Consider the following 12,978-nt stretch of genomic DNA (forward strand, 5'->3'; position numbering starts at 1 on the left):
GTTTGGGCGAACCCCGCGCGGTCACAAACACCGCCGCCCGGTGGGTCGGCCGGTCCTGCCCGGGCGCGGGGCTGGGGGGGGGCCCCGCCCCCGGCCGGCGGGGGCCGGCCCCCGACAATGGTCCCGCTACAACTAGGAGGGCAGGATGTTCTCCGCCTGGGGGCCCTTCTGGCCCTGCGTGATGTCGAACGTGACCTTCTGGCCCTCCTGCAGCTCGCGGAAGCCCGACGTAGCAATGTTGGAGTAGTGCGCGAAGACGTCAGGTCCGCCGCCGTCCTGGGCGATGAATCCGAAGCCCTTCTCCGAGTTGAACCACTTCACAGTTCCGCTGGCCATGTGTCCTCCAAGGACTCGAAGTCGGCTCCCGCACCGTGCGGAAGCCGGAGGTGATCGCCCTGGTCCTCAGACTCTGCACAGCAAGATGCCCGTGAGCTCGCGCTCACGGGCGGTACCTCGAACCACGACAGCTGACCGACACGCTACACGGACCGGGGCGGCCGATCACGTAGATCAGAAAGTCTTGTCCGCCGACGGGCGTGCCTCACCGTCGGCAGCAGTGGTGAAGCCCCCTCGCGAAGGGCCGAGGCCCTCCGCTGCACGTCCGATGGGGCGGCGGCGGTGGCACGCCTCGTAAGCTGACCCGCTATGGACACCAGGGGGACTGACAGACGGCTCATCGACGGCCGTTTCGAGCTGCTGGGCAGGCTCGGCAGTGGCGGAATGGGTACCGTGTGGCGGGCTCGCGACATCATGCTGCACCGCGAGGTGGCGCTCAAAGAGGTGCGCCCCGCGGATCCGGCGATGCAGGACGCGGACCCGGCCCGCGCGCGCATGCTCAGCGAACGCGTGCTCCGCGAGGCCCGGGCGCTCGCCCGACTCGCCCACCCGCATGTGGTGACCATCCACCACATCGTGGACAGCGCCGACGGCCCCTATCCGTGGATCGTCATGGAGCTGGTCCGCGGGCAGTCCTTGCACGAGCGCCTCGCCCAGGGCCCGTTGACCGTCCCCGAGGCGCTGGAAGTCGGCCGGGGCGTGCTGTCCGCCCTCCGGGCCGCGCACGCCGAGGGCATCCATCACCGGGATGTGAAGCCCGCCAACGTACTGCTCCGACCGGACGGCAGCCCCGTCCTGACGGACTTCGGCATCGCTGTGTTGCGCGAGTCCACCAGTCTCACGGCTACGGGCGACCTCATCGGCTCGCCCGAGTACATCGCTCCCGAACGCATCCGCGGCGAGGAGGGCAACCCGGCCTCCGACCTGTGGTCCCTCGGCATGCTGCTCTACGTCGCGCTGGAGGGAACGCACCCCCTGCGGCGCGCCACGAGCATGTCCACGCTGATCGCGGTCCTCGATGACCCGATACCGGCGCCGGTGCGGTCCGGAGGGCTCACCCCTGTACTGAATTCCCTGCTCGTGCGCGATGCGGCGGCGCGTCCTGACGCGGGGCAGTTGGAGCGGATGCTCGCCGACGCCGGGAGCAATGCCCTCCATTGGACGCCTGCGCCACCGGCCGCGGCCCCGTCCGTACCGCAGACCGCTGCGCCGGTTCAGCCGGGGCAATTCGGCCCGTACAGCCCGCCGCCCTCGGACGCGCGCCCGCTCGGTTTCGGCCCGCCGCTGCCTGTCGGCACCGTTCCCGATGCGTTTCCCCAGCCGCCGCGGAAACTGTGGAGGAGGACGGCTGTCGCGGTGAGCGCTGCCGCGGCGCTCACCGCGGTGTCGTTGATCGCGCTGAACCTCATTCCACACCAGGGTGATTCGGCGAAAAGGAAGCCGAAGGACACGTCCACTGCCACCAGCGCTCCCCCGGAGAGCGGCAACCAGCAGCCGGACAAGGTCGCGCTGCCGCCGTCCAAGGAGACCAAGAATCTGCTCACACCTGCGGGTGTGCGAGGCGCGATCAAGGCCTTGAAGGCCAAGACGGGGACCACGAAGTTCTTCGAATTCACCGTGTACAAGGAGTACGCGATCGCTCAAGTCCCGGTCCAGGGCAGCCGGAAGAAGTACGACAGCTACGTATTCCGCAACGGCTACGCTGCGAACGAAGGTCCGGGCGGCACGGTCATCGGCTCCGAATCAGGCCCGATCGACGTCAGCAAGGTCAATTGGGACACCCTCCCCGCGCTCGTCAAGAAGGCCGACCAGGAACTCGGAATCGCACAGCCGACGATGCGCTACGTCATCGTTCGTGGTCCCGTTTTCGAGAGTGTGCCGACGGTGAACGTCTATCTCATTGATGAGTACAGCTCGGTGGGGTACCTTGTCGCCGACTTCAGCGGATCGGTGCTGAACAAGGTCGCGGCGGAGAACTGACCTACCGTCAGTACGGCCTGGTCCGCGGCGACATGGGTGCCGCCGCAATCCCGGTGTGGGCGTGGCCGCAAGCTGCGAAGCCGGGCTTCGTCGGCTGCCTGCTGTTCGGTGTAGCCGGGGCCGCCAGGCAATTTTGGCAGGTGACCGCGGTAGAGCTGCTTGTCGCCGGCCCATCCGTCGGCGGGTTCGGCGGACCACGCCCTCAAGTGGTGGTGCGGCGGTGGTTGCTGCTGTCCTGACGTAGTTGGTCGGCGCCGCGGGTGATGGTGTCGACGCGGGCCGCGAGCTCGGGGTAGCAGGCTTTCAGGTGTGCGTGGGTGCCCGCCAGTGGCTCGACGAGGTTGGCGGCGTCGTTGTCGGCGAGAGCGCCGGCGAGCCGGGCGAGCGGGGTGCGGGCCTCGGCGGGGAGGTCGGTGAGAGCGGTGATCTGCCCGGCGAGCTGGCGCAGGTCGGCGGCGTTGCCGCGGGCCCAGGCGGTGACGGTTCGCTCGGCGGCCCGGCGGTCGCGGGTGGCCAGCACGCGTTGTTCGCCGGTGGTGCCGGGGGTTCCGGGGCGCAGGCGCAGGTAGCGGCGTTCGGCGGCCTGGCGGCTGGCGACGCCGAGGGGGTGGGCGAGGTCGGCCCAGCTGGCTCCCGCCTCGCGGGCCGTTTCGATCAGTCCTGGTTCCCATCCGGCGAGCTGGTCACGCAGCTCACGCAGCAGCAGTAGCGCAGCCAGCGCCTGCTCGGAACTGGCCTGCCCGGACTCTGGTCGGCGGCCGGCCTGGGCTGTCTGGGCGGTGCGTATGGCCTCGGCGATCGTGTCCAGCGCTGCTGCGGCTACGTGGAAGGAGGTGGCGGTGGGGCCGCTCTTGCGGGGCTGGTCGGCTGCGGTCATGGAACCCTCCCGGCGGGTGTCACCCTTTCGACGACTTCACTTCTTGTCATCCTTTGGATGACATGCTACAACCGTAAATAGGTGAAGCGCATTGGCAGGTACTGCCTTAAAGCCACTGGAGGTGTTTCGTGATGTTGATGCGCACCGACCCCTTCCGCGAGATCGACCGTCTCACCCAGCAGCTGCTCGGCACGTCAGGCACGTGGTCCAGGCCGTCGGCGATGCCGATGGACGCCTACCGCGAGGGTGACGAGTACGTAATCAACCTCGATCTGCCCGGCGTCACGACGGACGCGATCGACATCGACGTCGAGCGGAACATGCTGACCGTCAAGGCGGAGCGTCGGCCGGTCACGAAGGCCGACGACGTGCAGATGGAACTCTCCGAGCGCCCGCTGGGTGTGTTCTCCCGCCAGCTCGTGCTCGCCGACACGCTCGACACCGAGCACATCAAGGCCGACTACGAAGCCGGTGTCCTGACCCTGCGCATCCCGATCGCCGAGCGGGCCAAGCCTCGCAAGATCGCCATCGGCGGAGAATCCGGACGTCGGCAAATCAGCGGCTGAGCCAGATCCACACCCCACAAACCGCGGAGGACGGGAACCGATCTCCCCCTCCCCCGTCCTCCGCGCCCACTTCGAGAAGGGGGCAACGGTGGCCATGCGATGGGAAGCGTTCCTCGACCAAGTTCAGGAACGCGGCGAATACGCCACACCCCAGGAAACCGAACGGGCAGCACGCACCGTTCTGGCACTCCTGGGTGCGCACCTGGTAGGCGAGGTACGGGCCGAGCTGGCCGCCCGGCTCCCGGAAACCTTCGCCCTGATACTGCTCAACCCCCTGCAGACCGCCGAACCGCTTTCCCCCGACCGGTTCGTGCGAGCCACCGCGGCCTGGATCGAGGGAGCCACCGAACAGACCGCCACCTGGGACGTCAGCGCCGTCCTCAGCGTCACCGCAGACGCAGCCGGCGAAGAACTCACCCGCCGCGTCCTGCTCCAACTCCCGCCCGGCTACGACCTTCTGTTCGGCCGCCCCGAGCGCACATAGAGGCCACCACAGACACCCGCCCCAACCCAAGCGGGCGCCTGGTCACCGAGTTCGTGTGCTTCCGTTTCCGCGTCTTGTGCGGGATTCTGCCAGGTGAGCCGCGACCGGTCTCACGGGGCTCGGCCACTGGGCGGAGATGGGGGTGCGCCGTATGGAGACGCGAGAGCTGGGGGATTCGCGGCCCGCAGGTCCCTGTGGGATCGCGGGACACGAGGATTCCGGCGGGATCGGCCGCCTGCTTTTGGCAGCGCACCTGCCCGGCCTCGGCACCATGCGAGGACGTCTGCGGCGGCGGCCACTGGTACGGCGTATGCGGGCGGCCGAGCCGGCCGCCCGAGCGTGGTGAATGCCTGTATGGAGAGGCAGCGGTGGCATTTCTCCCCCGGCCGTAGGCACGTCTCGGACCCGGCCGTGGCGGACGGCGTCGTGTACGTCAGCAGCGCATCCGAGGTATACGCCGTAGATGCGGGCACCGGGCAGCAGCGGTGGAGGTTCTCCACCGGCCTGGAGTGGAACGAGCCCTCGGCACCGGCAGTGGCCGGCGGGGTGGTCTACTTCGGCAGCAAGAAGCACACGGACGGCCACCTGTATGCGATGGATGCGCTCACAGGGCGACAACTCTGGAAAGTCGCTACCGGTCACCCCGTGACCTCATGCCCAGCCGTAGTCGACGGGATGGTGTACGTCGGAAGTCAACGAGGCCTGCGTGCTCTTGACGCCGCCACCGGAGAGCAGCGGTGGGAACTGTCCAGCAGCGCAGTGTTCGCATGCCCGGCGGTGGCCGACGGCGTGATGTACGTGCACGCCGGCGGGCACGGTGACGGGAGCGGCCTGTATGCCGTGGACCCAGCCACCGGGGAGAAGCGGTGGAAGTTCTCCACCGGGCACGAATGGAACGAGTCGTCAGCACCGGCGGTAGCCAATGGAACCGTCTACGTCGGCAGTAGAAACAGCCTGTACGCGGTGGACACACACAACGGGCAACAGCGGTGGGCATTTGTCACCAGCCGCGATGTGACCGCATCCCCCACTGTCGCAAACGGCCTGGTGTACTTCGGCAGTTGGGACAACCATCTCTACGCGGTGGCTACCGCAACCGGCGAATTGCACTGGAGGTACCTCACCGCCGGCGCGGTGACCTCCACCGCGACGGTGACCGACGGGCTGGTCTACGCCGGCAGCTGGGACTGCAACCTGTACGCGGTGGACGCCGCCACCGGCCAATTGCACTGGAAATTCCCCACCACTGACTGGCCGACCTCCCCAGCAGTCATGGACGGGCTGGCCTACATCGGCACCCGCGACGGCCACCTCTACGCCCTGCAGTCCCCGGCCCCTCCGCCACAGGACGCCACGCAGTGAGCGCTTGACTTGGCGCGGCCCACCAAGTGAAGCGCTCAGTCACACCTGATCGCAGTAGGTGCACCTGCCTGGCTGGAGCCTCGGGAAGGGTGCAGAGTATGGGTATGGGCCTCCGGCGGCGCCTTGCGGATTTGTGGCAGCCATGGCAATCGGGCCACGCGCTGGTGGTGATTCCACTCGCGCTGATCGTTGCTATCACGGTCGTGGATGTCCTGGCCCCGCGGCACATCCATCTCGGTCCCCTGCTGGTCGTCGCACCCGCCATCACGCCCTCGTTCGCCGGCCCACGGCTCACCGCGCTGATCGGCGCACTGGCCGTGATCGCCCAGACGGTCATCTCTGTGCTGCGCGGCGGGTTCACCGCCAACCACCAGGTGCAGATTGCCGCCCTGGCGGTGATCTCGCTCCTCCTGGTGTACTTCTGCCGCACGCGCGAGCGTCGCGTCCAGGAGCTGGACCGGGTGCGGTCGGTGTCCGAGGCCACACAGCGGGTGGTTCTGCGGCCGCTGCCCCACCGGATGGGCCCGCTGCGGATCGCCTCCTTGTACCTGGCCGCCGACGACGAGGCGCAGATCGGCGGGGACCTGTACGCGGCGACGCGCACCGCGAACGGAGCGCGTCTGATCATCGGTGACGTCCGGGGCAAAGGCCTGACCTCCATCAGTGACGCCTCTGTGCTGATGGGCGCCTTCCGGGAAGCCGCCCACCGGTGCGCCACCCTCCTCGAACTCGCCGGCACTCTGGAGAACAGCATCTGCAGACACCTGGCCGAGCACGTAGAGCACACTCATCACTCCGAAGCACACGAGGAGGTTCACGAGCACTTCGTCACCACGCTGATTCTCGACATCCCGGACGAGGACACCTGGGCCCAGATGGTCAACTGTGGACATCCCCCGCCTCTGCTGCTGCGCAAGGACCGCGTGACCACCCTGCACGCTCGCCACCCCGACCCCCCGCTGGGCATGTGCGATCTGCCGAGGACCGACTTCACCCTCGACGCGTTCACCTTCGAGGACGACGACACGCTCCTGCTCTACACCGACGGCGTGATCGAGGCCCGCTCTCCCGACCGGTCCTTCTACCCGCTCGCCGAACGCGTCGCCCGATGGACCGGCAGCGGTCCCGAGGCACTGCTGCACCACATCCGCGACGACCTCATCGCCCACGTCGGCGGGCGCCTTGGCGACGACGCAGCCATGGTGGTGATCCAGCGCCTGCCCAAACTCAAGCCAGGACACCAGCTCAGGAAGATCATCCACATGAACGGCTTCCCCCACGACGCCCACGGAGCACCGGGCGCTGGAGCTACGCCGCAGCCTGCTCCTGGCCAGGAATGATCACTCCGCCTCCCTGGGCAGTGGTGACTGGTCAGTGCCAACGGGACGGACGGTGCGCAAGGTCGAACACAAGGGCCTCGACGGCTCACGCGGTGGTGTGACCTTGAGCAGTGGTGGGCGATCCGGCACCTGCCACGCCGGGCCCGCCGGCCGGCCGTCGCCGGACACCGGCAGCGCGGGCAGGGCGGGGGCGCCCGGCATTGACCGCCGCAGGGACGCGATCAGCTCAGGGCAGAGGAGCGCCGCGGGCTGTGAGCCAGAGGTCGTACCACTCTTCATGACTGAGATCCGGATCGTGTTGCGCGGCATCGCGGCACGCACGAATACGTTCGGGACGGGTGCTTCCGACAACTGGTGCGATCCGCGCGGGGTGCCGCTGCAGCCACCACAGCAGGATCGTTTCCGGTGTAGTGCCCTTGGCAGCGGCGAGCGACGTGACGAGCTGTGCGGTTGCCTGCTCGGCCGCGGTCGCCTGCCGACCGGTGAAGCGGCCCTGCGCGAGCGCGCCCCACGCCTGCAAGCGCAGGCCGTTCGCCTGACAGAACTCGATCGTCCCGAAGGGGAAGCCGTTCGCTGCTGCGGCGGGAGTGTTCACGAGGACCCCCGCTTCGAGCCAGTCCCGCTGGTGCAGGCTCATCTCCAACTGGTTGGCCATCAGCGGCACATCGAGATGCGCCTGCAGGTGCGCGATCTGCGCGGCCCCCATGTTCGACACGCCGAACCGGCGCACCATCCCCTGCCGGTGCAGCGACATCAGCGCCTCGGCGATGTCGCCGGGGTCCGCCAGGGGATCCGGACGGTGCAGCAGCAACACATCGAGGAAGTCGGTACGCAGGCGGTTCAGGCTCTCCTGGGCCCGCCGGATGATGTTCTCGCCGCGCAGGTCGTAGACGCCGGGCCGGTCTCCCTTCGCGAGACGGATACCGCATTTGGTCTGCACGACGATCCGCTCGCGCAACTGCGGCGCCCGGGCAAGCACCTCGCCGAAGACCGCTTCGGCCTTTCCGTGCCGGTAGATGTCGGCATGATCGAACGTGGTGATACCACAGTCCAGCGCCGCCTCGATCACTGCCTCGGCCTGAGCGATCTCCTGCGCGCCGTAGGGCTCGGTATCCCAGCTCCCCCCGAGTCCCATGCACCCGTAGAGCAGCCGATCCTCGCCTACACCCGCCTCTGTCGTCACGGCGTCACCCTACGACGCGTCATCAGCCGCTGCCGATTCCACAGCGGTCTCCCGCGACTGGAAAGACCACCTTGGCCCGAGTTCGGGCACGCCAACTCGGTGCCGTACACCTGCGCGTGGACAAACGCTGTGCTGACAAGGCCGTTCGGAGACCGGCCGAGGCCAGGCTGGACATACAGCGGTTCCACCGGACAACGGCCGCCCCCGTCAGCGCCGGGTGAGGGTCGACGGCGCGCCGGCGGACTGGGCGCCTTCGTCGCCCAGGCCCAAGGTGTCGCGGCCGGTCATCGTGACGACGTAGATGTTGCCCTTGGGGCAGGAGACAGCGGCTGATTGGTCGGTGGGGTGGCTGGTGATCGCCTCGAAGGCCATGGATGTCCTGCGTACCTCCCGCAGTTGCAGGGCCTCGGTGCAGCCCAGCTCACGGCCGGTGCCCACTTCGGTCACCTTGCTGACCTGCTTGCCCGCCAGTTCACCCCGCAGTGCCGGGTGGAGGGTCAGCGTGACGGCGAAGTGGCCGGTCCGGGCCTGGGTGACGCCGTCGGCCGATGGGGTGCCCGGGCCGGTGCCGACCCATGTACCCGCCCAGGAGGCGGGCAGAGAAGCGACGGTGGGAGACGGCGAAGGCGTCCCGCCGGATGCATCATTGCCGGGTAGATACTGCAGGACGAGCGTGACCGCCGTGGCGATCAGGGCCGCGGTGATGGTCCCTGCCGCCCAGGCGGTACGGCTGGACAGCCGCCGTCGCAGGAATCCGGTAGTCGCCGGATCAGCGGCCCCTGCGCCGTCAGAATCCGGGGCATCCGCAGCCTCAGGTGACACAGGCGCCACAGGCGGCGGTTGCGCTGCGGCAGAGACCAATGCATGCGCCTCCTCCTCCCGCCCCGCGATGTCTCTCTCCAGCGCCTCAGGCAGCAGCTGGGGCCAGGTGCCGGTCCGGCCGCCCAGGCGTTCCAGCAGCGCGCCGATGGCGCCGGCCGTAGGCCGCTGCTGCGGGTTCTTGGCCAGACAGGACCGAAGCAGCGAAGTCAGGGACGCCGGAACCCCGTCGAGGATCGGCTCCTCGTGCACGATGCGGTACAGCAGGACCGCGGCCGAAATCTCCTCGTCCGGGCGGGAAAAGGGGCCCAGTCCGGTCGCCGCGTACACCAGCACCGCAGCCAGGGAGAAGACATCGGCCGGCGCACCCGAGCCCCCGGCGCTCGCCTGCTCCGGCGCCAGATAACCGGGCGAACCGATCACGCCGCCGGTCCGCGTGTGACGCGAGTCCTCCATGGCGCGCGCGATCCCGAAGTCGATGAGCAATGGGCGATGGCGGCCCAACAGCACATTGGACGGCTTGACATCCCGGTGCGCGAGTCCCGCCCCGTGTACCGCCCCCAGCGCCCCGCACAGCTCGGCCGCCAGAGCAAGTACCGACCGCTCAGGCAGCCGGCCGTACCGCTGCACCCACTCAGCCAAGGAAGGCGCGGCCACGTACTCCGTGGCGAGCCACTGCGGCCGCTGACCCACCGGGCTGTAGTCGACCACCGCAGTGGTCCAAGGGGAGCGCACCCGGTCGCTGTTACGGATTTCACGCGCGAACCGTTCCTCGAACCCCGGTTCCCGACCGAACTCGGCACGCACCGTCTTCAACGCCAGCGGACGCCCCGACACCGTCCGGGACAGATACACCCGCCCCATGCCACCCTCACCGAGCCGGGACAGTAGCGGATAGCCGCCAACAGCCCCGGGATCCGACTCGTCCAGCAACTCCACGCCCCCGCCGCCCCCTCACACCTGCACACCGTCAACCAGGCTCAGCCCCCGGACCAGCCCAACCAAGAGCCGCTTCCGCAACATCCGCACCAAGCATCACCCACCACACGCACCACGGGCCACCCAGCCACAGCTCCAGGGGTCCCCCAGGCCGGCAGCAGCGGTTCGTCCATGCGCATTATCCGGGCTGTCCAATGGCGAATCGGGGCAGGCTGGTTCCTCGACATCGTCTCCCGCTCGCAGTGATCTCCCGGCGCCGCTGCGGATCCGTGGAGGAAGGACCGCTTGAGCGGGTACGACATAAAGATCGACCTGACTCACAAGGCCTGGGCTGACGGGGGCCACTGACGGTGCCAAGCGTCAGTGGTCCCCGTTGGCTCACAGGGTCACGGCTCAGGAACCTGCTGCCTTGACCTTGTCCAGGTCGAAGATCTGGTCGGCCGGCGGGGCGGTGACCGCGACCGGCTTGTTGTAGTCGGAGAAGGACATTGTGTTGGGCTCGTCGCCGCCCTCGGTGACGGCCTTGAGGAAGTACGGTTGTCCCTCGGTGGCGATGTAGAAGGTGTGCGTCTCCGCACCCTCCTTGCGGGTCAGTGTGATGGCCTTCTGACCGTTGATCTCGGCGGGCGCGCCCTTGGTCGCACCGGAGGTGTGACCGTCGTCCATCTTCTTGAGGAGTGCGTCGAGGTTACAGGCGTCGCCCATCTTGTTGGCGTTCTTGGCCGGGGCCTTCATCCAACGGCCCTTCAGCAGTTCCGCCAGGGCGGTGGTCTGTTTGGCCGAGGTGCCCTTCTGCTTGCCTATCTCCTTCCAGAACGCCTCGTCACCCTTCATGTAGGGGACCTTGTCGACGACGAGAAGCTCGGCCTGGCCCGAGCCGATGTAGCTGAACTTGCCGGTGCAGTCCCCCGCCTTGCTGAGCGCGAACTCCAGAGACAGGTCCTTGCCGTCGTCCTTACCCTCGCCCGCAACCTTGAGCGAGTCGGCGGATTTGGTGGCCTCAAGGGCCTTGTCGGCGATCTGGTTGGCGGTGAGGCCCTCGAACGGGTCCACCGGGGCTTTCGGCGACGGCGGGGAGCTCGCTGCCTTGTCCGCCTTGTCCGCGTGGTCCTCACTCTGTCCGCCGCCACAGGCGGTCAGGCCGACGGTGGCGGTCACGCACAGCGCCGCCACGGCCAGAATCTTGCGGTTGGTCACCGTTTGTCACTTCCTTGATCGCTTTTCGTACCAACCACTCGGACTCACAACGCACGTTGCTCGATGTACCGCTGACGTGTGTCTTGCACCACATCGCGATGGGGCGTCACTCGACGATACGGCGGCCCGTTGTCGTACCTGCTGCACGCTTCGGAGAGTGGACATCACTATCAGGGACGCCACGCCTGAGGATTACGAAAATATCGAGCTGCCCCCTAGAGAAAGAGCAGAGGACTGTTCGGGGCTATTCCATGCCGGTGACAGCCATCTCACCCAGCAGTGACCAGTCGTCATGCGGGACCTTCACGTTCACAATCCGGGGGGTCTCAGCCAGGTGGGACGGCAGAGTCCGCCGCGCGGCCTGGAAGTGCTCGGACTGCACATGCGCTGCCCCGGCATCGTCGTCTCGGAATGCCTCGACCAGCACGTACTCCGTGGGGTCCTCAATGCTCCGCGACCAGTCGAACCACAGGCAGCCCGGCTCACCGCGCGAGCCGGCGGTGAAGTCGGCGGTGATCTCAGGCCACCGGTCGGCGTACTCGGGGCGGACCTTGAACTTAGCCGTGATGAAAATCATCGGATTCCTCTCGCTGGACTGTCCACGGAATGCGCGCGCCGCCTCCTTGAGGTTGAACCTCAGGAGTGGACACCGGGTTTCACGCGACGAGTGACAGATTACGTGATGTGATCACCCACCGTTCGAACACGGCCGGGGTGAGGTAGCCGCTCGCCGAGTGGCGTCGCCGCCGGTTGTAGTGGGCCCGGTGACCTGCCGGGTATCCGGCGGTGGGGACGACCCGCCGTCAGATCTCGGCGAAACGGGACGCGATGTGCCGCGTCTGGGCGTCGTCCCCGGACACGCCGGGGAAACCAGCGGTTACGGTGGCCGATCGAGGATCCTGGCATCACCATGCGGATTCTCCTGGCCGTCGCCGTTCTCGTGGTCGTGAACGCGCTGAACAACCGGCTCGCACCTGAGTTGTACGTCCCTGTCTGCGTCGCCGCGGCCGCGGTGCTGATTCTGATTGCTCGCTGGGACGGCATCACTTGGACCGACCTCGGACTCGGTAAGGCAACGCTCGGCCGCGGACTGCGGTGGGGGCTGGTCCTGGCCGGAGCGGTGCTGGTCAGCTATCTCATGGCGTTGGCCGTTCCGCTCACCCGCCCGTTGTTCCTGGATGAGCGTGCCGACGACCTGTCCGTGGGCCAGCTGCTGTTCCGGGTACTGATCCGCGTGCCGTTCGGCACCGTACTGCTTGAGGAAGTCGCCTTCCGGGGCGTCTTGTGGGCAATGGTCGAGCGGCGATGGGGCGTCGGCTGGGCAACGTCGGTCTCCTCGATCCTGTTCGGCTTCTGGCACGTGCTTCCCTCGCTGGGCATCACCAGAGCCAACAGCGCCGTCGGGGCTGTCTTCGGCCACAGCACGCTCGGCGTCGCGCTGTCCGTTGCCGCGGCCGTCGTCGGCACGGCGGCCGCCGGCGTGGTCTTCTGCGAGCTGCGTCGCAGATCCGGCAGCCTGCTGCCATCTGCGGCGCTGCACTGGGCCCTGAACGGCGAGGGGTACGTCCTCGCTTGGGGGGCAGACCGGTGGTGGGGCGCCAGTTGAACGCGGCGGTCCTACTTTGAGACTCGCAAGCAGCGGACGTGCAATGCCTCGGCGGTGTGCGAGCTCATCACGGCGTAGGAGTGGCCGTGTTCACTGCAGACCACGTGACTCCAACTCGCAGCCCAGGACTCGGCTTCAACCATCCCCACCATGACCGGAACCACCAAACCGACCAGCTCAGGACATGATCTCCCGCTGGAGTACTAGTACTCCAGTTGCGTTTCTCCATTTGTCCTGGTCAGCGTGCCTGTTTCGAGTCTAGTGGGCTGACGCTGCATCAGGGCGGTGG

12 protein-coding genes are annotated in these 12,978 nt (G+C 67.9%); 6 read left to right on the top strand and 6 right to left on the bottom strand.

Going from position 1 to position 12,978, the window contains the following annotated elements; all coding sequences use genetic code 11:
* Positions 1-132: 132 nt before the first annotated feature.
* Positions 133-336 carry a cold-shock protein gene (locus ACFYWY_RS37515; protein WP_215096315.1) on the bottom strand — a complete coding sequence of 68 codons (204 nt, stop codon included), beginning with the start codon at positions 334-336 and terminating at the stop codon, positions 133-135.
* 309 nt (positions 337-645) lie between these two features.
* Between ACFYWY_RS37515 and ACFYWY_RS37520 the strand changes: the two genes are divergently transcribed.
* Complete coding sequence (locus tag ACFYWY_RS37520; RefSeq protein WP_389195774.1) at positions 646-2,316, top strand: serine/threonine-protein kinase; 1,671 nt, start codon at positions 646-648, stop codon at positions 2,314-2,316.
* Between the two features lie 202 nt (positions 2,317-2,518).
* On the opposite strand, the gene ACFYWY_RS37525 is transcribed toward ACFYWY_RS37520, so the two are convergent.
* Positions 2,519-3,193 carry a type III effector protein gene (locus ACFYWY_RS37525; protein WP_389195777.1) on the bottom strand — a complete coding sequence of 225 codons (675 nt, stop codon included), beginning with the start codon at positions 3,191-3,193 and terminating at the stop codon, positions 2,519-2,521.
* 131 nt (positions 3,194-3,324) lie between these two features.
* Here ACFYWY_RS37525 and ACFYWY_RS37530 point away from each other — a divergent pair, with 131 nt between their 5' ends.
* The 4 genes from ACFYWY_RS37530 (at position 3,325) to ACFYWY_RS37545 (ending at position 6,945) form a co-directional block, all read left to right on the top strand.
* Positions 3,325-3,759 carry an Hsp20/alpha crystallin family protein gene (locus ACFYWY_RS37530; RefSeq protein WP_389195780.1) on the top strand — a complete coding sequence of 145 codons (435 nt, stop codon included), beginning with the start codon at positions 3,325-3,327 and terminating at the stop codon, positions 3,757-3,759.
* 88 nt (positions 3,760-3,847) lie between these two features.
* Positions 3,848-4,243 carry a DUF2267 domain-containing protein gene (locus ACFYWY_RS37535; protein ID WP_389195783.1) on the top strand — a complete coding sequence of 132 codons (396 nt, stop codon included), beginning with the start codon at positions 3,848-3,850 and terminating at the stop codon, positions 4,241-4,243.
* Between the two features lie 93 nt (positions 4,244-4,336).
* On the top strand, positions 4,337-5,605 hold the full coding sequence (locus ACFYWY_RS37540; protein ID WP_389195786.1) for a PQQ-binding-like beta-propeller repeat protein: 1,269 nt from the start codon (positions 4,337-4,339) through the stop codon (positions 5,603-5,605).
* Positions 5,606-5,709: 104 nt separating this feature from the next.
* A complete protein-coding gene (locus ACFYWY_RS37545; protein WP_389195804.1) occupies positions 5,710-6,945 on the top strand; it encodes a PP2C family protein-serine/threonine phosphatase in 1,236 nt (411 codons plus the stop codon).
* Positions 6,946-7,171: 226 nt separating this feature from the next.
* On the opposite strand, the gene ACFYWY_RS37550 is transcribed toward ACFYWY_RS37545, so the two are convergent.
* The 4 genes from ACFYWY_RS37550 to ACFYWY_RS37565 form a co-directional block, all read right to left on the bottom strand.
* Positions 7,172-8,128, bottom strand: a complete 957-nt coding sequence (locus tag ACFYWY_RS37550; RefSeq protein WP_389195789.1) for an aldo/keto reductase family oxidoreductase — start codon at positions 8,126-8,128, stop codon at positions 7,172-7,174.
* A gap of 207 nt (positions 8,129-8,335) precedes the next feature.
* Positions 8,336-9,886: a serine/threonine-protein kinase gene (locus tag ACFYWY_RS37555; protein ID WP_389195792.1), complete on the bottom strand. Its 1,551-nt coding sequence runs from the start codon at positions 9,884-9,886 to the stop codon at positions 8,336-8,338.
* 393 nt (positions 9,887-10,279) lie between these two features.
* The gene (locus ACFYWY_RS37560) at positions 10,280-11,083 is read right to left on the bottom strand and encodes a hypothetical protein (protein WP_389195795.1); all 804 of its coding nucleotides are present in this window, start codon (positions 11,081-11,083) and stop codon (positions 10,280-10,282) included.
* A gap of 244 nt (positions 11,084-11,327) precedes the next feature.
* On the bottom strand, positions 11,328-11,660 hold the full coding sequence (locus ACFYWY_RS37565; RefSeq protein WP_389195798.1) for a putative quinol monooxygenase: 333 nt from the start codon (positions 11,658-11,660) through the stop codon (positions 11,328-11,330).
* Between the two features lie 333 nt (positions 11,661-11,993).
* On the opposite strand from ACFYWY_RS37565, the gene ACFYWY_RS37570 reads away from it, so the two are divergent.
* The gene (locus tag ACFYWY_RS37570; RefSeq protein WP_389195801.1) at positions 11,994-12,689 is read left to right on the top strand and encodes a CPBP family intramembrane glutamic endopeptidase; all 696 of its coding nucleotides are present in this window, start codon (positions 11,994-11,996) and stop codon (positions 12,687-12,689) included.
* Positions 12,690-12,978 lie beyond the last annotated feature (289 nt).

Source organism: Streptomyces sp. NPDC002870 (assembly GCF_042888505.1).
Taxonomy (GTDB): domain Bacteria; phylum Actinomycetota; class Actinomycetes; order Streptomycetales; family Streptomycetaceae; genus Streptomyces.